23 protein-coding genes are annotated in these 20,756 nt (G+C 28.5%); 1 reads left to right on the top strand and 22 read right to left on the bottom strand.

The annotated features are described in order from the left end of the window. Nucleotides 1–9: 9 nt before the first annotated feature. From CPAL_RS03630 to dapF, 3 genes are all read right to left on the bottom strand, one after another. Nucleotides 10–1,209, bottom strand: coding sequence for a type II secretion system F family protein (locus CPAL_RS03630; protein WP_061857368.1), 1,200 nt, complete (start codon nucleotides 1,207–1,209; stop codon nucleotides 10–12). After that, entirely contained in the window at nucleotides 1,196–2,830 is a 1,635-nt protein-coding gene (locus CPAL_RS03625) for a GspE/PulE family protein (RefSeq protein WP_242862597.1), read from the bottom strand. The genes CPAL_RS03630 and CPAL_RS03625 overlap by 14 nt, the downstream gene beginning before the upstream one ends. Before the next feature lie 144 nt (nucleotides 2,831–2,974). Further along, nucleotides 2,975–3,793 carry a diaminopimelate epimerase gene (gene dapF, locus CPAL_RS03620; RefSeq protein ID WP_061857367.1) on the bottom strand — a complete coding sequence of 273 codons (819 nt, stop codon included), beginning with the start codon at nucleotides 3,791–3,793 and terminating at the stop codon, nucleotides 2,975–2,977. A 174-nt stretch (nucleotides 3,794–3,967) separates the two neighbouring features. Here dapF and CPAL_RS03615 point away from each other — a divergent pair, with 174 nt between their 5' ends. Beyond that, nucleotides 3,968–5,710, top strand: a complete 1,743-nt coding sequence (locus tag CPAL_RS03615; RefSeq protein ID WP_106024120.1) for an Rqc2 family fibronectin-binding protein — start codon at nucleotides 3,968–3,970, stop codon at nucleotides 5,708–5,710. Between the two features lie 63 nt (nucleotides 5,711–5,773). Here the strand turns inward: CPAL_RS03615 and pyrR are convergent, their stop codons facing one another. The 19 genes from pyrR to CPAL_RS03520 all read right to left on the bottom strand — a co-directional run bounded on the left by pyrR (nucleotide 5,774) and on the right by CPAL_RS03520 (nucleotide 20,702). Next, nucleotides 5,774–6,310 (bottom strand): bifunctional pyr operon transcriptional regulator/uracil phosphoribosyltransferase PyrR, encoded by a 537-nt coding sequence (gene pyrR / locus CPAL_RS03610; RefSeq protein WP_061857365.1) that lies wholly within the window; start codon nucleotides 6,308–6,310, stop codon nucleotides 5,774–5,776. A 60-nt stretch (nucleotides 6,311–6,370) separates the two neighbouring features. Further along, a complete protein-coding gene (locus tag CPAL_RS03605; protein ID WP_061857364.1) occupies nucleotides 6,371–7,276 on the bottom strand; it encodes an RluA family pseudouridine synthase in 906 nt (301 codons plus the stop codon). Then, nucleotides 7,276–7,722, bottom strand: coding sequence for a signal peptidase II (gene lspA / locus CPAL_RS03600; protein ID WP_061857363.1), 447 nt, complete (start codon nucleotides 7,720–7,722; stop codon nucleotides 7,276–7,278). The genes CPAL_RS03605 and lspA overlap by 1 nt, the downstream gene beginning before the upstream one ends. A 112-nt stretch (nucleotides 7,723–7,834) precedes the next feature. Beyond that, nucleotides 7,835–8,452 (bottom strand): TraR/DksA C4-type zinc finger protein, encoded by a 618-nt coding sequence (locus tag CPAL_RS03595; protein WP_061857362.1) that lies wholly within the window; start codon nucleotides 8,450–8,452, stop codon nucleotides 7,835–7,837. A 71-nt stretch (nucleotides 8,453–8,523) separates the two neighbouring features. Then, a complete protein-coding gene (aroF, locus tag CPAL_RS03590; protein WP_061857361.1) occupies nucleotides 8,524–9,327 on the bottom strand; it encodes a 3-deoxy-7-phosphoheptulonate synthase in 804 nt (267 codons plus the stop codon). 10 nt (nucleotides 9,328–9,337) lie between these two features. Further along, nucleotides 9,338–10,030: a 5'-methylthioadenosine/adenosylhomocysteine nucleosidase gene (locus CPAL_RS03585; protein WP_061857360.1), complete on the bottom strand. Its 693-nt coding sequence runs from the start codon at nucleotides 10,028–10,030 to the stop codon at nucleotides 9,338–9,340. 111 nt (nucleotides 10,031–10,141) lie between these two features. Then, the gene (locus tag CPAL_RS03580; protein WP_061857359.1) at nucleotides 10,142–10,735 is read right to left on the bottom strand and encodes a DivIVA domain-containing protein; all 594 of its coding nucleotides are present in this window, start codon (nucleotides 10,733–10,735) and stop codon (nucleotides 10,142–10,144) included. Between the two features lie 16 nt (nucleotides 10,736–10,751). After that, nucleotides 10,752–11,534: a YlmH family RNA-binding protein gene (locus CPAL_RS03575; protein WP_061857358.1), complete on the bottom strand. Its 783-nt coding sequence runs from the start codon at nucleotides 11,532–11,534 to the stop codon at nucleotides 10,752–10,754. A 1-nt stretch (nucleotide 11,535) separates the two neighbouring features. Continuing rightward, nucleotides 11,536–11,802 (bottom strand): YggT family protein, encoded by a 267-nt coding sequence (locus CPAL_RS03570; RefSeq protein ID WP_061857357.1) that lies wholly within the window; start codon nucleotides 11,800–11,802, stop codon nucleotides 11,536–11,538. Nucleotides 11,803–11,816: 14 nt separating this feature from the next. Beyond that, complete coding sequence (locus CPAL_RS03565) at nucleotides 11,817–12,278, bottom strand: cell division protein SepF (RefSeq protein ID WP_061857356.1); 462 nt, start codon at nucleotides 12,276–12,278, stop codon at nucleotides 11,817–11,819. An 11-nt stretch (nucleotides 12,279–12,289) separates the two neighbouring features. Beyond that, nucleotides 12,290–12,955, bottom strand: coding sequence for a YggS family pyridoxal phosphate-dependent enzyme (locus CPAL_RS03560; RefSeq protein WP_061857355.1), 666 nt, complete (start codon nucleotides 12,953–12,955; stop codon nucleotides 12,290–12,292). Nucleotides 12,956–12,975: 20 nt separating this feature from the next. After that, nucleotides 12,976–13,710, bottom strand: a complete 735-nt coding sequence (locus CPAL_RS03555; RefSeq protein ID WP_106024119.1) for a DUF881 domain-containing protein — start codon at nucleotides 13,708–13,710, stop codon at nucleotides 12,976–12,978. A 9-nt stretch (nucleotides 13,711–13,719) separates the two neighbouring features. Next, nucleotides 13,720–14,061, bottom strand: a complete 342-nt coding sequence (locus CPAL_RS03550; protein WP_061857353.1) for a small basic family protein — start codon at nucleotides 14,059–14,061, stop codon at nucleotides 13,720–13,722. 10 nt (nucleotides 14,062–14,071) lie between these two features. Beyond that, complete coding sequence (locus CPAL_RS03545; protein ID WP_061857352.1) at nucleotides 14,072–14,788, bottom strand: DUF881 domain-containing protein; 717 nt, start codon at nucleotides 14,786–14,788, stop codon at nucleotides 14,072–14,074. A gap of 11 nt (nucleotides 14,789–14,799) precedes the next feature. Then, complete coding sequence (locus CPAL_RS03540) at nucleotides 14,800–15,597, bottom strand: cell division protein FtsQ/DivIB (RefSeq protein ID WP_106024118.1); 798 nt, start codon at nucleotides 15,595–15,597, stop codon at nucleotides 14,800–14,802. Nucleotides 15,598–15,757: 160 nt separating this feature from the next. Next, complete coding sequence (gene spoVE / locus CPAL_RS03535) at nucleotides 15,758–16,867, bottom strand: stage V sporulation protein E (RefSeq protein ID WP_106024117.1); 1,110 nt, start codon at nucleotides 16,865–16,867, stop codon at nucleotides 15,758–15,760. Between the two features lie 24 nt (nucleotides 16,868–16,891). Then, entirely contained in the window at nucleotides 16,892–17,869 is a 978-nt protein-coding gene (gene mraY / locus CPAL_RS03530) for a phospho-N-acetylmuramoyl-pentapeptide-transferase (RefSeq protein WP_061857349.1), read from the bottom strand. 13 nt (nucleotides 17,870–17,882) lie between these two features. Next, nucleotides 17,883–19,253, bottom strand: coding sequence for a UDP-N-acetylmuramoyl-tripeptide--D-alanyl-D-alanine ligase (locus tag CPAL_RS03525; RefSeq protein WP_106024116.1), 1,371 nt, complete (start codon nucleotides 19,251–19,253; stop codon nucleotides 17,883–17,885). Beyond that, nucleotides 19,254–20,702 (bottom strand): UDP-N-acetylmuramoyl-L-alanyl-D-glutamate--2,6-diaminopimelate ligase, encoded by a 1,449-nt coding sequence (locus tag CPAL_RS03520; RefSeq protein WP_106024115.1) that lies wholly within the window; start codon nucleotides 20,700–20,702, stop codon nucleotides 19,254–19,256. Between the last annotated feature and the right edge of the window lie 54 nt (nucleotides 20,703–20,756).

The raw sequence follows: 20,756 nt of genomic DNA, 5'->3' as shown, positions 1-20,756 counted from the left end.
ATCATATACTTAGTATATAGATTCAATTGAATCTAGTGTATTCATTATCGGAATTAAAATTTTCATAATAACACAAGCAACTATTCCACCTACTATTAGTATAGTAATTGGCTCAATAAGCTTAGAAATTTTATGTATTGTTTCATTTATATCAAATTTATGAATTGTTGCTGCATTCTCTATCATGTCTTCTAAGTTTCCAGTTTCTTCGCCTATAGATATCATTGATATAAACATATCATTAAACAAAACTTCTTTTTCTAAAGCCTTTGATAAGTTAGTTCCTTGTCTTATATTAGAAATTACTTTAGATATTTTGTCTTTAATCTGATCATTATCTACACTACTCCTAATAATCTCAAGAGCAGAAATGATTGGTATTCCACTTTTTATCAAAATATTTAAACTTCTAGCAATGTTAATTTCCCATATGCTTAAAAAAACTTTACTTATTATAGGGACTTCAAACTTAAAGTGATTTATTACTTTAGTTAAATTCATCTTTTTATATAAAATCAATAATAAAATACATGCAATTATAAAAGATATCTTAAATGTATTGAATGTAATTACTTTATTCATATTCATTATACTCATCATGCTTTCTGCATCTATAGATAAGTCACTAGTTTTAGAAATATCGCTTATAAAATTAGGTAATATTTTTAAAGTAAGAAATAACACAATTATTATTGTACTAATAAGAACCGATAGCGGATATACTAATGAAGTTTTTATCTTCTTTTGAATGTTGTATTGTTCAATATAATATTCCGACAGACTAGAGAGTATATTATCTAGATTACCACTATATTCACCTATTTTTATCATTTGAATCATGAATTCAGGGTAAATTTGAGGAAAATTACTTAAACTAGAGTGAATTTCTTTGCCATTTTCTACATCGCATTTTATGCTGTATAAACTATCCCTAATTGAAGAATTTAATCTTTGAGTACAGAGAATATCCAATCCTTTTGATAAATTTATTCCAGATTTTAATATCTCTGAAAACTGCTTGCAAAATATAGCTATATCTTTAAAAGTAACCTGGTTAAATAAAACTTTACTTTTGGTTGATTTGTAATTTAATAAAAATAAATTTTTTTCATGAATTATATGGAACAGTTCTCTCTCATCTTTTAACGCATATTTACCCCTAATAATTTTTCCTTTAATATCTAAAGCTTTGTACTTATATGTTTTCATAACAAATCCTCATCATTTCATCAACTGTTGTAATTCCATTCATAACTAGTTCCATACATTTATTTTTTAATGTTGACATACCATTCTTTATACTAAATTCGCTTATTTCGAGAGAAGAAGATTTTTTTCTTATTAGTTCTCTGTGATTATTAGTGATATGCATAATTTCGAATATAGCACTTCTTCCCCTATACCCTGTTCCATTGCAATATTTACATCCTATTCCCTTAAAAGTCCTAATATTATTGTCTAATAACAAAATTTTCTTCTCCTTATCTGTAGGAGTATATTCTCTCTTGCAGTTTTCACATATATTTCTTAAAAGTCTTTGTGCAATTACTGCAACCAGTGAATCGGCTATTAAATAATTAGGCACATTCATATCAGCAAGTCTTACTATTGCACTAGCAGCATCATTAGTATGGAGAGTAGATAATACTAGATGGCCTGTTATAGCCGCTTTTATAGCAATTTTAGCTGTTTCTTCATCTCTTATTTCTCCAACCATGATTATATCTGGATCTTGCCTTAGTATACTTCTAAGTCCTGTTGAAAAAGTAAGTCCAGCCTTGCTATTTACGTTCATTTGATTAATTCCTTGTATTTCATACTCTACTGGATCTTCAATAGTAATTATATTTTTTTCTTTAGAATTTAGATGATTCAACATAGCACACAAAGTAGTGGTCTTACCGCTTCCAGTTGGACCAGTCACTAGTATGATGCCATTTGGATTTCTTAAAATATCTTTTATTTCTTCCATTTGTGTTGCATCCTTTAATAAATTTTCTATATATATTCCTTTACTTAGTTTATATAAGATTCTTATTGCTATTTTTTCTCCATATAAAATTGGAATTGATGATATCCTTAAATCAAATTCTTGATTATTAAACCTGTATTCCATTTTTCCATCTTGCGGAAGCAGCTTTTGTGATATATCCATACCTGATTTTATCTTTATCCTAGTACATATTAATGAGTATATTTCCTTTGGAATTATCATTTCTTCTTTTAATAACCCATCAATTCTAAATCTCACTATAGAGTCATTTTCTCTTGGTTCTATATGTATATCACTCGCTCTTTCTTTTATAGCCTCACTAATTATTGAATCAGTTAGTTTAACTATAGATGTTTTTTCAACTATTTCATCATCAACTTTTTTCTTTATCAGATAACTATGATTCTGTGATTCATAATTCTCATAATAATTTTCTATTGCACAGAGTATTTTGCTTTTTTTCTCTATGTAAGGAATAACCTGCTTATTAGTAATAAACCTTATATCATCGATTGCAGAATCATTTAATGGATTGTACATAGCGACATATAAATCATTTCCTTCTATATCAAATGGAATAACACAATATTTTTTTACTATTTCCTTTGGTAAAATTTTTATAACTTTAGTTGGAATGGAAGCTTTATCTAGGTTTGCATTTTTTATATCAAATTCTTTACCAATGATTTCATAAAACATATTTTCATCAATAAATCCATTAGATATAAGTATTTCATCCATTGCTTTTCCAGTAGTATTTTGAATATTTATTATGTTTTCATAATCTAGTTTTGTTATGATATTATTTTTTATAAGAACTTTTACCAGTCTATTCATCATATTTATCACCATAACTAAATTTATTTAATTATCAAATCATTTACATATTCTTTCCAACATAAAACTTTTTAATCAATTTTTCCAAAAAATAAAAATCCCATTAATTAAATAGGATTTTTATCATTTCATATTAAACTTATACTAAACTGTTTCTCCCTCAAAAACTGTAACTGCTGGTCCAGTCATAAGTACTTCTTTATCTAACAGCTTGATTAAAAGTTCTCCACCCGGCACCATTACTTTTACTTCATCATCTACATAGCCAAATAACTTAGCAGCTACTACAGATGCACAACTTCCTGTCCCACAAGCTAAAGTTGGTCCTGCACCTCTCTCCCAAGTCTTTACCTTAATAATATTTCTGCTAACCACCTCACAAAAGTTTACATTAGTGCCTTCAAGAAACATATCATGTATTTCTATATATTTTCCCTCTTCAATACTTATATCATCTAAGTTACAAAAAATAACTGTATGCGGTACTCCCATTAACATAGAAGTTATAGTATATTCCTTGCCATTTACAATTATATTTTTATTTATAATTTCTTCTTCTGATTCAGCTGGTATTAATTTAGGATTTAATGAATAAGTCCCCATGTCAATAGTTACTTCAGAAACCTTTCCATTTTTTACTGTTAAATCAGCTACTTTAATACCATTTCCTGTTGCAATTTTAATTTTACTATTGCATACAATTTTTTTATCAAATACATATTTTGCAAAACATCTTATGCCATTACCGCACATAGCTGCATATGAGCCATCAGCATTTATGATTTCCATCTCTATATCTGCTATATTGCTTTTCCTAACTAAAAGTATCCCATCAGCTCCAATTCCAAATCTTCTATTGCATAACTTTTGTGCTATATCACTTTCTTTTCCTTTAAAATTTCCATTTAAATCTTCAATAACTATAAAATCATTTCCTGTTCCGTGCATCTTAGTGAATTTCAATTAAACCCCTCCATTAAAAAACACATACTTTCCAGTAATGTATTTTCTCTATTGCTTATTCAATTATTGATTATTATCTATGTAAATAATATACTATAAAGAGTAACTACTTGTGAAGTATTTAAACTTCCTACCTTTCAACTACGTAGTTGCAACTTAAGAAAGGATGATAATATGGCGTTAGATGGAATATTCTTATTTAGCTTAGTACAAGAATTGAAAGATGTTATTATAGGAGGAAAAATTGATAAAATAAATCAACCTGAAAAAGATGAAATAATTTTAAACATACATAAGGGGAGAATAAAGCACAAATTACTTATAAGTTCTAGTTCTACCTATCCTAGGATACATTTAACTAAATTAAATAAACCTAATCCTATGAAGGCTCCTATGTTTTGTATGGTCCTTAGAAAATATCTTACCAATGCTAAAATAGCGGATATAAGCCAAATAGATAGTGATAGAATTGTAATTATTCGTTTTGAAAGCACAGATGAATTAGGATTTAATAGTGTATATCTCCTCATTACTGAGATTATGGGCAGGCATAGTAATATAACATTAGTTAGGGAACGCGATAATATGATCATGGATAGCATAAAACATATTACTTCTGATATAAATACTTATAGAAGCATATTCCCAGGGGTTAAATATATCTATCCTCCAAAATCTAGTAAGCTCAACCCATTTAATTTTACTTATAATGATGTTTATACTTATATAAAGGATAACAATATAAATTTTAACAAATATATGTTTTCTAATATATTTACCGGTATAAGCAAAACTCTATCTACAGAAATATATTTTAATTTGACATTAAATAGTATATCTTTAGAACCAAAATTTCTAGAAAAAATATTGGATTATACTAAAATGATAATTAATAGAATTTTAAATAAAGATTTTAAATATACATTATATAAGAGTAGCGAAAAAGATTTTATAGACTTCTATTGCATAGAACTTAATAGTTTAAATGAGCATACAAAGGTTCCATATTCATCACCATCCGATTTAATAGAAGATTTTTATTTTACTAAAGATAAGTTAGATAGATTGAAATCTAAGAGTTCAGATCTTCAAAAAATTATTGTTAACAACATAAATAGATGCATTAAAAAGAGTAAAATATTGAACAATACATTGAAACAATGTAAAGATAAAGAAAAATATAGATTATTTGGTGAGCTTTTAACTGCAAATATATATGCATTAAAAAAAGGTATGAAAGAAATTGAAGTTGACAACTATTATAGCGAAAACTATGATAAAGTAAAAATATACTTAGATGAAAACAAGACTCCTTCGGAAAATATTCAATCTTATTACAAAAAATATAATAAGTTAAAAAAATCAGAAGAGTCCGCATATGAACAGCTTAAACAAAATGATGATGAGTTGGAATATTTGCAATCCGTTTTAACAAATATACAAAATGTAGATAATTATACTGAAATCGAAGAAATAAAAAAGGAACTAATAGAAACAGGATACATTAAATTTAAAAAATCTTATAAGTCCAGTAAAACAAAGATGTCTAAACCTATGCATTTTGTTTCTACAGATGGATTTCATATTTATGTAGGAAAAAACAATATTCAAAACGATTATCTTACATTAAAATTTGCACATAAAAATGATATTTGGCTCCATACTAAAAATATTCCTGGATCTCATGTTATTATAAAGAGTGTAGGCATTGTACCAGAAACTACTTTAAAGGAAGCTGCAAACTTAGCAGCATATTACAGTAAGTCTCAGAACTCTTCCAATGTTCCCGTAGATTATACACAAGTAAAAAATGTTAAAAAGCCTAGTGGAGCAAAGCCTGGAATGGTTATATATTATACTAACCAAACTATATATATAACACCTGAAATACCTAAATTAAAACAAATAATAGATTAATAATATATAAAAAACTGTTGGAATTTAAAAATTCTAAATTCCAACAGTTTTTTATTATAGCAATTATATCTCAAATATCTTAACTGAATCTTCATTATCAATTTCTGAAACCATTACAGAAATCATCTCTTTCCTTGAGGTTGGAACATTTTTACCAACATAATCAGCTCTTATAGGAAGTTCCCTATGTCCTCTATCTACAAGTACTGCCAACTGAATATTAGCAGGCCTTCCACATTTAATAACAGCTTCCATAGCAGCTCTTGCTGTTCTTCCTGTATAAAGCACATCATCAACTAAAACCACCTTTTTATCTTTAACACCCATATCTAAGCAGCTTTTATTAAGTACTGGTTGTTCTCCAATCTCTGTTAAATCATCTCTATATAAAGTTATATCTACAGAGCCTACTTGAACCTTTGCGTTTTCAAACTCTTCTATAAGTTTACCTATTCTTTTTGCTATAGGAACTCCCCTTCTTTCTATTCCTACAAGCAATAAATTTTCTACCCCTTTATTTTTTTCAATTATTTCATGCGCTATTCTTGTGAGAGTTCTTTTCATTGCTTTTTCATCCAAAAGAATCGATTTAAACTCCATATTTACTCCTCCCCATCTTTTTATATAAAAATTTAACAATTCATAATGAATCATGATGCTTTAAGAAAGTTTTCTCAATACTTCTTTAAAATAATCTGGTAGGTCTGATTCAAATTCCATATATTCTCCTGATGAAGGATGTATAAATCCTAATTTTTTAGCATGAAGCATTTGGCCATTTAAACTGAATTTTGATCTTTTAAATCCGTATATAGGATCTCCTACTAGAGGATATCCTATATATGACATATGTACTCTTATTTGATGAGTTCTACCTGTTTCCAAAATACATTTTACTAACGTATTTTTTTCATATCTTTCTAGAACTTTATAATGAGTTACAGCTTTTTTTCCTCCTTCAACTACTCCCATCTTTAATCTATCTTTAGGATTTCTTCCTATTGGTTTATCAATAGTTCCTTCATCACTTTTTAGTCTACCTTCTAATAAAGCTATATATTCTCTTTTCATTGTATGTTCTTTTAATTGTTCTGCTAATTTTTTATGAGCTCTATCATTCTTAGCTACTACTAATATTCCAGAAGTGTCCTTATCTATTCTATGAACAATTCCTGGTCTTGCAACACCATTTATGCCTGATAAGTCTTTACAATGGTATAATAAAGCATTTACAAGTGTCCCATTATAATTACCTGGCGCAGGGTGAACAACCATTCCTTGTGGCTTATTTACTACTATAATATCTTCGTCTTCATACAATATATTCAAAGGTATATTTTCGGGTTCTACTACTAACTCCTGTGTTTCAGGAATATTTACAGTAATAACATCATTTAATCTTAGCTTATAATTGCTCTTTTTTATTTTATCATTTACCTTTATTTTTTCTTCTTCTATAAGTTTTTGTATGTACGATCTTGATTTATCTTCATATTTCTTTGATAAAAAAACATCTAATCTAAAGTTAACATATTCCTCATCTACAATTAGTTGTTCTATGTCCATTACTTACCTTCCCTTAATATTGAAATTGCTAATGCTATAGTTCCCACAACTACTAATATATCTGCTATATTAAAAGTAGGAAAATAATATATATCTTTATAATGTAGCATTATAAAATCTACTACATATTTATATATGATTCTATCATACAGATTTCCTAAAGCTCCTCCTATTATAAGAGCTAAACTAATTCTAGTCAATTTATAGATTTCCCTATACTTTATTAAGTAATATATCATTGCCAAAATTACTATTAAAGTTACTATTGATAATAATAAAGTCTTTCCTTGAAATATTCCAAAAGCAGCTCCTCTATTTTCTAAATATTGAATGGAAAAAAAGTCTTTTATAATTACTATATCATTTCCTGATCTTATAGTCTTTAAGGCCCATACTTTAGTAATTCTGTCTATTAATACTCCAATTATAATAATTGCAATCTCCAAAATATCCCCCCCTATAGATAAATTATAACTTACAGCTTATACATAATAAAGATTACAATATTAAGTATTTTATAATATCAAGTATAAGCTGTAAATTACTTCATCAAATTATTTAATCTGGTAGTTGATTTTTATATTGTTCATTACTTATCTTTTCTACATCTTCCACATATCCTATTTCATCATCTTCACCATAATGTCCATAGTCATATACATTTTCCATCCTATTAAATTTATCAACGCTTTGATAGCTATCCTCAGCGTCAAATCCAATTGCATCTGAGCCATCATTATATCCATACCCAAAAGCTTCTTCTATTACTTCCTCTTCTGGTGGTCTATTATGATTTTCTGAAGGCATGGATTCATATTGAGCCTTTTTACATTTAATACAGTACTGAGTATATGGAATAAACTCTAATCTTTCTTCTGAAATCTCCCTTCCACAAGCTTTACATTGCCCATATGTGCCCATATCTATGGCTTTTAAAGCATCATCTATAGAGTTTAATATTTCAATTTCGTTTTTATGAAGAGCGACACCTTTAGCTTTATCATAAAATTGTTGACCAGTATCTGCTGGATGATTGTCATAAAGAGATAATTCTGATGATAATTCATTATCAGACTTTATGTTTTCAAATTCCTCTATTTTTTCTATAAGACTAAGCACTCTTGACTTTTCATCTAATAATCTCTTTTTAAAATGTTCCATTTTAGCCTTATCCATAATAACAGCCCCTTTAAAATAATAATTGGAATCTGTTATTTATTTTTTTCAAAGAAATTTATTTTATTACACTAGCTAAAATCTATATTAATTTTTTTTACATTTTCAATTATATTCTTTAGTGTTTCCATAGAAATAGTCTGTGAAGAATCTGACATTGCTTCATTAGGCACTATATGACTTTCAATTTCTAATCCATCTGCGCCAACAGCTATAGCTGCCATTGACATTCTTGGAACCAATTCTCTTATCCCTGTACCATGGCTTGGATCTACAACTATAGGTAATTTATATTTTTCCTTTATTACAGCAACTGCATTTAAATCTAGTGTGTTTCTTGTATAATTTTCAAAAGTACGTATACCTCTTTCGCATAACACTACATTATAATTACCTTCTGCCATAATATATTCTGCTGCATAAAGCCATTCCTGTATAGTTGCACTCATACCTCTTTTAAGAAGAATGGGAATTTTTGTTTTTCCAACTTCCTTTAGTAGACTATAATTATACATATTTCTCGAACCAATCTGAATCATATCTATATAATCTACAGCTTTCTCCACATCTCTAGTGTCCATTATCTCGCTAACCACAGGTAATCCTATTTCTTTTCCAACCTTTTTCAATATTTTAAGCCCTTCATCTTTTAATCCTTGAAAACTATAGGGGGATGTCCTAGGTTTAAATGCTCCTCCTCTTAGTATATCTACTCCTAAAGATTTTAACTTCTTACCAATAGAAAGCATAATATCATAGTCCTCTACTGCACATGGTCCAGAAATTATAACCTTTTTCTGTCCTCCAATAACTACATCTTTTACTTGCACCCTAGATAAGTTTTCATTTGTTTTTTCAACAAGTAATTTATCCATTTATTATCACCTACATAGCTTGCAACATACCTTTTAATATATTAGTGGAATTTTTTACACCAATTGGAACAAATCTTTCATAATCTATATGAGCTCCATTATTAGCATTATCCGAAATAGATCTTATTATTACGAAAGGAATTGAATTTAAATAGCATACTTGTGCTATACTTGCACCTTCCATCTCACATGCAATAGCATTAAATTTTTCATTTAACCATCTAATTTTCTCAACACTTGCTATAAATTGATCTCCTGAAACTATTCTTCCAATAAAACTTTTATGTTCTGTATAATTTTCGCAAACCTTTTTTGCTAATCTAACTAAATCCGAATCAGATTTAAAATCATAAGTTCCTAATCTAGGTATCTGTCCAAGCTTATCTCCAAATATTGATGTATCCACATCATGTTGAATTAAACTATCACCTATAACTACATCTCCAGGCATTATTTCTTTGCCTATGCCTCCAGCAACTCCTACGTTAATAATTTTATCTACTTTGTAATTATCTATCAAAATTTGAGTACAAACTGCTGCATTCACTTTGCCTATGCCACTTCTTACTACAACAACGTCTTTTCCCCAAAGTTTTCCTAAATTAAATTCCATACTTGCCTTTTTATCTTTCTTTATAAGTTCAATATTTTTTAATAATATTTCAATTTCTTCATCCATAGCACCAATAATTCCAATAATCATAATATCTCTCCTTCTTTAATGTATATATGCTTATAATAGAATACAGTAATACATTTTTATTGTCAACAATGCCCTTTTTAACTAAAAATAAAAAGCCTCAATATGAGACTTTTAATTCTCTTTTACAAAAAAACTTTTTATAGAATCTAAATCGTCATCAACTTGCTCCTTTTCCTCTAAAGATTCATTTTCTATTTCTTTAGGTTTAACAACTTCTGAAACATCAACCGCACTTCCAACATTATAATTTTTCATAAGTTCTTTTTCCAAGCTATTAAATGTATCTAATTGTGCCTTCATAAATCCCTTAAATTGTGCTCTAAATTTTAAAAACTCTTGCTTTAAAGTTTCGTAATTATCATGTATCTTTATAACATCATTGTGAGCCTTATCTATTATTTTTTGAGCTGTTTCATTTGCTTGTCTAATTATCAATTCAGATTCACTTTGAGCAGCAGTTTTAGCTTGCTCTGCAGCGTTTTGAGCTAATAACAAAGTTTTCTGAATATTCTCCTCTATCTGGACATAGTGTTTCAATCTTTCTTCTAGTATTTCTATTTTTTCTTTAAGAGATGAATTTTCTTTATAGATAATCTCATAATCTTCAGAAATTTTATCTAAAAATTCATCTACTTCATCACAATCATAGCCTCTAAGAGATTTCTTAAACTCCTTATTATTAATATCCATTGATGTAATTACCACGTTATCCACCCCATACTTATATGTATTTTTTTATAACTAGTTTTTCTTTACCCTTTTGGGTTTTACCAATAATCTCATGAATTTTAAATTTTCCATATCCTCTAACAGTTATAATAGAGCCAATATCTAAATTTACATCTTTCTCTACAATCTTTTCATAATCGAGTAAAATTAACCCTTTTTTAATCATATCTGCTGAAACATTTCTAGAAATACCACATATTCCTGCAACTACAGCATCAATTCTCATAGATGTAACCACTATGTTGCTTTTTTCGAATTTATATTCAGGAACTTTAGTATTTTCTATATCTATAGTTTCAATTTCACAAGGATTTTTACCTATCTTAACTAAGTTTTCCTTTATAAATTTTGAAATATCGCTACATACTGGAACATAGCAAGTTTGCTCTTCCAATATTAAATCCCCAAACTTTTCTCTTTTTATGCCCTGACCTACTAAAGCACCTAAAAAATCACTGTGTTTTAATCGAGAAAAATTAGATTTATTTTTTATTTTTAATAATTCCACTGGATAATCATATATAGTATCATTTTCATCTTTTGACATTATAGATATAAGCCTTCTATCACTTTCATCAAAAACACCATAAGTACAAATTTTGCAGTTCAATTCCACACTAATCTTAAGCAAACTCTTCCAAATAACAGGTGGATAGAATTCATTTGTATACACAGGTCTTCCTATTTTCTCATGAAGGGAAATTTTATCGTATATATTTGATAAAATCACCTTATCTTCATAATTTATTTTTCTTAAAAATTCTTTCTTATTCATTTTAAAAAATTCCTAGTAATGTGTTAACTATAGATTCGATTATCCATAATATAAACAATCCCATTATAGGAGATAAATCAACTGGAAGTCCTGGCATTAATCTATCTTGTATTTTCCTTCCTGGAGACAAAAAAGGTTCTGTAAAAATATGTATCAATCTTGTAAAAGAATTATCTTTTATATATATCCATGATAGAATTACATCAATCATTATTAATAATTCTATTATGGAAAATAACAAACTAAAAGCCTTTTGTAATAATATCATTTTGTCCTCCAATATTATTTAGTCCAACTTAATATTCCTTTACTTGATAATTCATTTTTTAACTCATTAGAGATTTCCACATTAGATGGAGAAATAATATACACTCCCTTTTCAACTTCTTCTAATGAACCGCCTAGAGCATAGCTGGCTCCTCCCATAAAATCTAACAATCTCTGAGCTATTTTTCCTTCAAGTTTAGTCATATTTACCACTATTATTTTCCTATTTTTTAAATTATCACATATCTCTATTGCTTCATCATAATCAGTAGGCTTAACTATTAATATTTTTGCACTAGCTGTAGTGTGAATACTTACTACTTTACCATTTTTAGATTTTCTTGAAGCAGCTACATTGAATACATTATCTATTTGTTCTTCTTGTTCTATATCTTCGTTTTCTATTTCTTCTATTTCTTCTACTTCTTCTTCTAAACCTAAAAAGCCCATAACTTTGTTAATCATCTTACCTGCCATTTTATACCCTCCTAAATATTATTATATATTCTTTTACCAAATATTCCTTCGCCAATTCTAATAATATTGGCACCTTCTTCAATAGCTATTTTGTAGTCTCCAGTCATACCCATAGAAAGATATTCCATTGTTATATTATTATAACTCTTTTTTGACAATAAATCATATAGTTTTTTCATATTATTAAAATACTTTCTGCATTTTTCCTCGCTTTCTTTAGGAAGCACAGTCATAAGACCTCTTATTTTAACATTATTACACTTTTCACAAGCTTCAATAAGATCATCCAATTCTTCTAATAAAATCCCGGTTTTATTAGGATCTCTTCCTATGTTTATCTGAATTAGAGCATTAGCTATCTTTCCCTTTTGAGAATATCTTTTTTCTATTTCATCTAATAATTTAATACTATCTAATGAATGTATTAAGTAAACCTTATCTACAATATACTTTACTTTGTTTGTTTGTAAATGTCCAATTAAATGCCATTTTACATCCTTATGGAACTTTTCTTCTTTTTCTATAAGTTCTTGTACTTTATTTTCACCAAAGTCTCTTATTCCAGCATTGTAAGCTTCCTCCATTTCATCTAAACTTCTAGTCTTTGAAACAGCAACTAAGGTAACATTTTCCGGAATTTCATTAATAATATTATTAACCCTTTCTTCTATTGACACTTTTATCGTCTCCTTGTAAGTTATTTTTCTTTTAATTCCCTCATAAAACTATAATCATAGCTTTTATCGCTAGCTAAAATTTTTATTTTATCATACTTATTAATATCAACTTTAATTCCTCTAATTTTTAGAAAAGATATATATCCACCATCTGCTACCATATAGCTATATAGCTTATCTTTATTTCCTATTGCTTTTATGTTAAAAGGCCCAGGGACCTTGATTCCATCCAATTCAACAAAAACTCCCCAACATAATATACTAGATCTATCAGTTATTCTCTGTCCATTAAGTGAAATAGCTTCTGCTCCTGCAATCTTTAATTCATTTATTACATTAACAATATCAGAATCATGTACTATTCTAGTAGAATAATCACTTGGATCTACTACATTTTCTTGAAATTCATCACTAGCATCGCTTAAATTTATTAATATTCCTTCCCCTTCAACATCTATATTTCCTAGTATAATCTCATTATTATATATTTCTTTCTTCATTTCATCTAATACATGGTCCTTATTATTTTTATTTTCTTTATAGGCTTGAAGTTTAGCATAATAATCATTATATTTCTCATTTAAATTTTTAATGTCACTAGTGAGCTTTCTGTTATAATCATATACTTCTTGATATTCTGCTGGTGTTAGAAGTACCTTATTATTAACTTCACTAAAGTTCATATTAGACGCTATTAGTATTCCTATAAATATTGAAGCTATAAAAATAAATATATTAGCTTCATTAGTCTTCATTTAATCACCTCATTGATGTGGCTTGGCCCTTTCTAGCAGTAATCTTCTCACTAAAGAGAAATTATTAAATATTCTCTCTCCAAATACTATTATAGCTGCCAAATATATTGGCATACCTAGTTTATCTCCTAAATAGGTAAGAGCAGCAGCTAAAACAGCATTACCAAAAAAACCAGAAATAAATATGTCTGCTCTAAACTTTTTATCTATGGATGCTTTAATAGCCCCAAAAACTGAATCTAAGCATGCAAAAATCGCAACAGAAATATATGGCGAGAACTTTAAAGGAATAGTTATATCCCAGAATATTCCTATTATAGTACCTAATATAAGTCCAATTAATATAATCATAAAAACACCTCTATTTATCTTCTATAGGTTTAGCATATTCTAATTTTAAACTCTTATCATACTTGTTAATCTGCACTTTATCTACTATTTCATACTTTACTTCATATCCATCGAAACCTGCATCTAGAACTTCTGGAAACTCTAAGGCCTGCTTTAACTTTGCTTTATTGCCTATGGCCTTAATAGTAATTCTTCTATACGGGGAAATTCTTTCATCATTTATTGTAATATAATTACCAGCACTTCTTATACCTGTCCTAGATGTAATTCTTATATCATTTATAGATATAGCTTCTGCATCTGCCGCATTTAATTCATTTACAATCTTGATTAAATCTGTATCTATAATAGTTGGCCCTTCCATAGTTCCTCCAAAAAACTCACTTTGAGGAGTTAAATATATTATAGCACCTTCTCCTTCTACAGCCACACTTCCAGTAAGTATCCTCGTATCTTCCAACTTTTTCACTATTTCTTTTGTTAGCTCATCATTGTTAGAAGCCGCATCTTCATAGCTTTTAATCTGAGCCTGAAGTTCACTTACTTTATCCTCTAAACTTTGTTTTTGCTTTTTTAACTGCTCCATTTCTATAGTAATCTGTGCTACATTTCTTTTATCATCAGTTTCCTTTTGTTGCTTCATTACTGACTTTAACTGATAGGTTATCATAAATCCTAAAAGTACGCATACAATACCTACAGATATTTGCGAACGTAACTTACTCATATAAGGTCCTCCTAGCTTTCTACAAAAAATACTGGGTCTCCTTTATAACTTACATCTATATACCCTTTTTTATTTATCAATTTGTTATACATTAAAATATTTATAGCCATATTATATTTTTTTTCCATATTATCGCTTGTCCCCAATTTAATTATCATGTCACCATAACATATTCTTATATCCGTTAAATCTGTTAAATCCACTATAGATGGTTCTGGTATACCTTCTTTCAAATTCTTAATAAGCTCAGTTATTTCAGTTATAATTTTTATTTTTCTAGTATCCTGTGCTTTAATCACTTCTCCAACCTTGTAGTCATCTTTATCAAATCCATCAAGTCTAATAAGTTTCATTCCATTTATTGTTTGTTTTTCTTCTAATATAACCCCACTATCATCTACTACAAGGTATTTTTCACCTTTTTTAATATAAAAAACCGCTGTTCTTTCTTCCACATAAATTTTAATCTTATTAGGCAACTGCCTTCTTATGTTTACGTCCAATATATACGAATTTTTCATTATATTTGTCTTACTACGCTTCAGATTTATATAAAAAATATTTTTTCCTATTTCAATGTTTGATAACTTTATAATCTCATCAGAAGTTATATTTCTATTATTTTCTACCTCTATAGTATTAATATTAAAATATGGCAATTTCAAACATAATATAATACTTATAGATATGAGCAGGATACTTAAAAGTATATATCTCTTTATTTTTTTTCTTTTCCTTCTTTTTTGAATCAGCTCATTTTCTCCATATTTATTTTGAAAGTTGTTTTTTGATATTAAGCTACTTTTCATAATTGAATCCTTTCAAAGCTTTTAAAATTTCTATCTCTATAATACCACATAATATATTAAGATTAAACTTGTTTAATACTTTTTTTAATTAAATTAATATATTTGTAATTATAATACAAAAAAGCATCGCTCCTGTGAACAATGCTTTTTTATTTAAGTTTTAATTAGTCTGCCTAGATATGTTAAGAAGCACTCCCATGGCAATTAAATTAAATACTAGAGAAGATCCTCCGTAGCTTATAAAAGGTAATGGTACCCCTGTAACAGGCATTGATCCAGTTACAACTGCTATGTTTATTATAGCTTGAACGGCAATTACTCCTGTTATTCCTATAGCCAATAAAGTACCAAATATATCTTTAGCTCTTACAGCTGTTCTAATTCCTCTCCAAATAAATACTAAGAATAAGCAAATAATGATAATACATCCTATTAATCCTAGTTCCTCGCCAATAATTGAAAATATGAAATCATTGTGAGGTTCTGGTATGTAGTAGCACTTTTGTCTTGACTTTCCAATACCCATTCCTAATATTCCCCCTGATCCCAAGGCTAAAAGAGATTGAATTAATTGATATCCATCTCCCTTTGGATCTTTCCATGGATCTAGGAAACTTAGAAGCCTCTTCATTCTGTATGACTCAGTTACTGTAAAAGTTATTCCTGCCGCAAATACAAATGAAAACAGCATAGCCATATGCTTTATCCTGCAGCCTGATGCAAATAATACAATCATTGTAACAATCATTATAACTGATGCAATACTAAGATTTTTTTCCATCAGTACTATACCTGCAAAGAAACCTGATACCAACAAATACGGCAAAATACCATATCTGAATGTTTTTATCTTTTCACCCTTTTGCTCTATGCTTTTAGCCAAATATAGTACAACTACATATTTAGCAATTTCTGACGGCTGAATAGAAGCACCTCCTGGAAGGTATATCCACCTTCTAGCTCCATGATTATCAGGAAAAGCAAATACAGCAAAAAGTAAAATTATTGTTACTATCATAAGAAACTTTGTATCTTTCTTTAGTTTGTGATAATCTCTTTTTTCAGCAATAATCATAAAAGTACTGCCTATAATTGCCCATAATCCCTGCTTTTTTAGAAAATACATATCATCATAATTATAAGCTTTACTGTGCAGTGAAGCATATGAGCTAGCACTATATACCATGATTATGCCTATTGCCACTAAAATTAATATAGTTGTAAATAACACAAAATCAACCTGACCCATTTTATTTTTGGGTTTTCCCATAACATATCCTCCTATTTAGATTGATTATAAAGTCAACTTATTCATTTGCATTAAGGACAAAAAGCCAATCAAGCAAAGTATTACTGTTACTATAGAAAATACTGAAACAACTTTCGTTTCATGCCATCCACTTAGTTCAAAATGATGATGTAAAGGACTCATCTTGAAAATTCTCTTTCCAAATAACTTAAAAGATATAACTTGGAGAATTACAGACAATGTTTCTGCTAAATAAATACCACCAACAATTATAACTATTAAAGGAAGTTTAAGTATCATAGCCACTACCGCTACTGCTCCTCCTAACGCTAATGAACCAGTATCTCCCATAAAAATCTGTGCTGGATGAGCATTATATCTTAAGAACCCTAAAAGTCCTCCACCTATTGCAGCACAGAATATAGAAAGCGTATAATAACCTGTGGCATAGCATACCACAGCAAAAAAAGTTATAACAAGCAAAGTAATACTTGTAGCTAAACCATCTAACCCATCTGTTAAGTTTACAGCATTAGTAGTTGCTGCGAAATACAATATTATGAATGGTACATAAAAAACTCCCAAATTCCATGTCTTGTGTATAAAAGGAACTATTATACTACTACCTATTTTAGGATCATTATATGCATAAAAAGCGATTATCGATGACACGATAAGGAGTAATAACATTTTTTGATACGCCTTTAATCCTTCATTTTTTTTATGTATTATTTTTAATAAATCATCGACTAACCCTATTATTCCAAAAGCCACAAAAGCAAATATTGCAAGTAAAGTTTCAAATCCTGGTTTCTTTAATACAATAAATACTGTTATTATACTAGAAAGAATGAATATAATTCCACCCATAGTAGGCGTTCCAGACTTCTTTTTATGACTTTGAGGCCCTTCATCTCTTATATTTTGACCAAATTTCAGTTTATGCAATAGAGGTATTAATATAGGTCCCTGAAGTATAGATATAATAAATGCTACTAATACTGAATAAATCATCAAACTCATAGTTCTATCTCCTTTAGCAGTTTTTAGCTTTAAGCTTGTTTACTATAGTTTCAAATTTCATACTTCTTGAAGCTTTTATCAATATACCATCTTTATCTTTGATATTAGCCTCTAAAAATTCACAAGCATCCTCTACATTGTCAAACTCCTTAAATTTATCATCATCATTAAATCCTTCTTTATATGCCTTATTAAATTCTCCTATAGTAACAAGTAAATCTATTCCCTTATCCTTAGCATATTTAGCAACTTCCATGTGAAATTTATAAGACTCATCTCCTAGCTCTTTCATAGTTCCAAGTACCGCTATCTTTCTACCAACCTTCATAGTACTCATTACATCAAGAGCCGCTTTCATAGAATCAGGACTTGCATTATAGCAATCATCGATTATAGTGAATTTATTTCCTTTTATTATATCTAATCTCATTGACGTAAAACTCAAATTTTTAATTCCTTCTTTTAATTTATCATATTCTATATTCATAATTCGACCAGCTGCAATTGCTAATAAGGAATTTAGTACATTATGCTTACCTGGAACTGGTATATTAAACCTCTCCTTCTCTATTCCATCATCTACAGTAAATTCAACGTGTTCTTCATCTGTAAATATATCGATAGCCTTAAAGTCTCCTTCTTTAAATCCAATTTTCACTATTTTATACTCTCTTGAAGAAATAGTTGATAATAAATCATTTTCTCCATTTACTATTAATACATTATCCTTAGTGAAAAAATCTGTAATTTCCATCTTTGCTTTTAAAATATTTTCTCTAGTTTTTAAATTTTCAATATGCGATATTCCTATGTTAGTTATTATAGCAACATTTGGTCTTGCAGTTTTTGCTAACCTGTGTATTTCTCCTAAGTTACTCATGCCCATTTCTAAAACTGCTATATCATAACTGTTATCTAGTTCAAATATCATTAAAGGAAGGCCTATTTCATTATTAAAGTTACCTTTTGTTTTAAAAACCTTGAATTTAGAACTTAAAGCTGCAGCAGTTAAATCCTTAGTAGATGTCTTTCCTGTTGATCCTGTTATTCCTATTACTTTTACTTTTAACTTACTTCTGTAATACTCTGCTAAGTTTAACAAAGCTTCTTTTGTATCATCTACTAAGATAATAGAAGTATCTTTGCTTAAATCTTTACTTTTAAATTTTATTTCATCAACTATGCAAAGATTGGCACCTTTTTTACTGGCTTCTTCTATATAATCATTTCCATTGAAATTCTTGCCCTTTAAAGATATAAATATACTATCTTTGCATATTTTTCTTGTATCTGTACTTAAATTATTATATTTATTATTACCAGCATTTATGTATACTTTTCCATTTATTGCTTCAACAATTTCTTCAAAACTTAGTGATTCCAATTAAAACAACTCCTTTATAATATCTCTTATTACTTCTCTTTCATCAAAATGTATAACTTTATCCTTTAGTATCTGATAGTCCTCATGTCCTTTACCAGCAACAACTATAACATCACCTTTTTCAGCTATCTCCATAGCTTTTTTTATAGCTTCTTTCCTGTTTTCAATTAAAATATAATTGTCCTTTTCTATTCCCATCTCAATATCTTTTAATATAAGCAGAGGTTCTTCAGTTCTTGGATTATCAGATGTAATTATAGCTATATCCGACAATTCAGAACCTATTTTACCCATTATAGGTCTTTTAGTCTTGTCTCTATCTCCTCCGCACCCAAATACGCTTATTAATCTTCCTTTTGTAAATTCTCTTGCTGTTTTTAATATATTTTCTAACCCATCAGGAGTATGAGCATAATCAATAATAACATCAAATCCTAAATCGTAATCTTTTGTTGCTATTTCACATCTTCCAGGAACAACTACCTTTTGAAGCCCTTCTTTTATCTTTTCTAACGAAATTCCTTCTTTAATACATGCTCCAGCACTACATAAGGCATTATAAACATTGTATCTTCCTGGAATACTTAGCTGAATATGTATACAATTATTCTTATAATATAAGTCAAATTCTGCTCCTCTTGAATGGTTTATAATATTTTTTGCAATTAAATCTCCACTTTCAAGGGAATAAGTTAGTACTTCACTAGATTGTGGTATATCTTTAAGCATCTTTCTTCCATATATATCATCTACATTAATTATAGAACTTTTTGCATTTTTAAATAATTCAAGTTTAGCATTGTAATAATTTTCAAAGGTTTTATGAAAATCTAAGTGGTCCTGAGTTAAATTAGTAAATACAGCCTGTGAAAAATTTAATCCATAAACTCTATTTAAACTTAAAGAGTGAGAAGATACTTCCATTACACAATAGTCTACGCCTTTTTTCCTCATTTTGTTAAATAATTCATGAAGTTCTAAAGATTCAGGAGTAGTTCTTTCTGATTTAATTTTTTCCTTTCCAATATAATTGGCTATAGTTCCTATAAGACCTACATTATATCCAGCATGTTCTAAAATTGATTTAATCATATATGTAGAAGTTGTTTTACCATTTGTTCCTGTAATTCCTATTAATTTTATTGCCTCTACTGCATTTTTGTAGAAATTATTTGATATTATAGCAAGGGCCTTTCTTGTATCTTTAACTTTTATTACAGTACAATTTAAACAATCCTCTAAGTCCTTACTGCAAACTATAGCTGTAGCACCATTTTTAATAGCACTACCTATATATTTGTGTCCATCAACATTAAATCCTTCAATACAAATAAATAAATCTTCTTTCTTGACTTTTCTTGAGTCATATTGAACTTCCTTTACGTCTAAATCTATGTTTCCTTGAACAATACTATACTCTAATCCTTGCAACATTTCTGAAAGCTTCATATTAATCACCTCTTAATTAACAATTAATGTGATTAGCATAACTATGCTAATCAC

It is taken from the genome of Clostridium thermopalmarium DSM 5974 (assembly GCF_002995795.1).
GTDB lineage: Bacteria > Bacillota > Clostridia > Clostridiales > Clostridiaceae > Clostridium_H > Clostridium_H thermopalmarium.
Note: the sequence above shows the minus strand (reverse complement) of the source record. Positions and strands in the feature narration are given on the sequence as shown.

Excerpts from the sequence above, each read along its gene's own strand:
- CPAL_RS03630 (WP_061857368.1), bottom strand. The coding sequence starts at position 1,209 with ATGAAAACATATAAGTACAAAGCTTTAGATATTAAAGGAAAAATTATT.
- CPAL_RS03625 (WP_242862597.1), bottom strand. The coding sequence starts at position 2,830 with ATGAATAGACTGGTAAAAGTTCTTATAAAAAATAATATCATAACAAAA.
- CPAL_RS03615 (WP_106024120.1), top strand. The coding sequence starts at position 3,968 with ATGGCGTTAGATGGAATATTCTTATTTAGCTTAGTACAAGAATTGAAA.
- pyrR (WP_061857365.1), bottom strand. The coding sequence starts at position 6,310 with ATGGAGTTTAAATCGATTCTTTTGGATGAAAAAGCAATGAAAAGAACT.
- CPAL_RS03605 (WP_061857364.1), bottom strand. The coding sequence starts at position 7,276 with ATGGACATAGAACAACTAATTGTAGATGAGGAATATGTTAACTTTAGA.
- CPAL_RS03595 (WP_061857362.1), bottom strand. The coding sequence starts at position 8,452 with ATGGATAAGGCTAAAATGGAACATTTTAAAAAGAGATTATTAGATGAA.
- aroF (WP_061857361.1), bottom strand. The coding sequence starts at position 9,327 with ATGGATAAATTACTTGTTGAAAAAACAAATGAAAACTTATCTAGGGTG.
- CPAL_RS03585 (WP_061857360.1), bottom strand. The coding sequence starts at position 10,030 with ATGATTATTGGAATTATTGGTGCTATGGATGAAGAAATTGAAATATTA.
- CPAL_RS03575 (WP_061857358.1), bottom strand. The coding sequence starts at position 11,534 with ATGAATAAGAAAGAATTTTTAAGAAAAATAAATTATGAAGATAAGGTG.
- CPAL_RS03570 (WP_061857357.1), bottom strand. The coding sequence starts at position 11,802 with ATGATATTATTACAAAAGGCTTTTAGTTTGTTATTTTCCATAATAGAA.
- CPAL_RS03565 (WP_061857356.1), bottom strand. The coding sequence starts at position 12,278 with ATGGCAGGTAAGATGATTAACAAAGTTATGGGCTTTTTAGGTTTAGAA.
- CPAL_RS03555 (WP_106024119.1), bottom strand. The coding sequence starts at position 13,710 with ATGAAGACTAATGAAGCTAATATATTTATTTTTATAGCTTCAATATTT.
- CPAL_RS03550 (WP_061857353.1), bottom strand. The coding sequence starts at position 14,061 with ATGATTATATTAATTGGACTTATATTAGGTACTATAATAGGAATATTC.
- CPAL_RS03545 (WP_061857352.1), bottom strand. The coding sequence starts at position 14,788 with ATGAGTAAGTTACGTTCGCAAATATCTGTAGGTATTGTATGCGTACTT.
- CPAL_RS03540 (WP_106024118.1), bottom strand. The coding sequence starts at position 15,597 with ATGAAAAGTAGCTTAATATCAAAAAACAACTTTCAAAATAAATATGGA.
- spoVE (WP_106024117.1), bottom strand. The coding sequence starts at position 16,867 with ATGGGAAAACCCAAAAATAAAATGGGTCAGGTTGATTTTGTGTTATTT.
- mraY (WP_061857349.1), bottom strand. The coding sequence starts at position 17,869 with ATGAGTTTGATGATTTATTCAGTATTAGTAGCATTTATTATATCTATA.
- CPAL_RS03520 (WP_106024115.1), bottom strand. The coding sequence starts at position 20,702 with ATGAAGCTTTCAGAAATGTTGCAAGGATTAGAGTATAGTATTGTTCAA.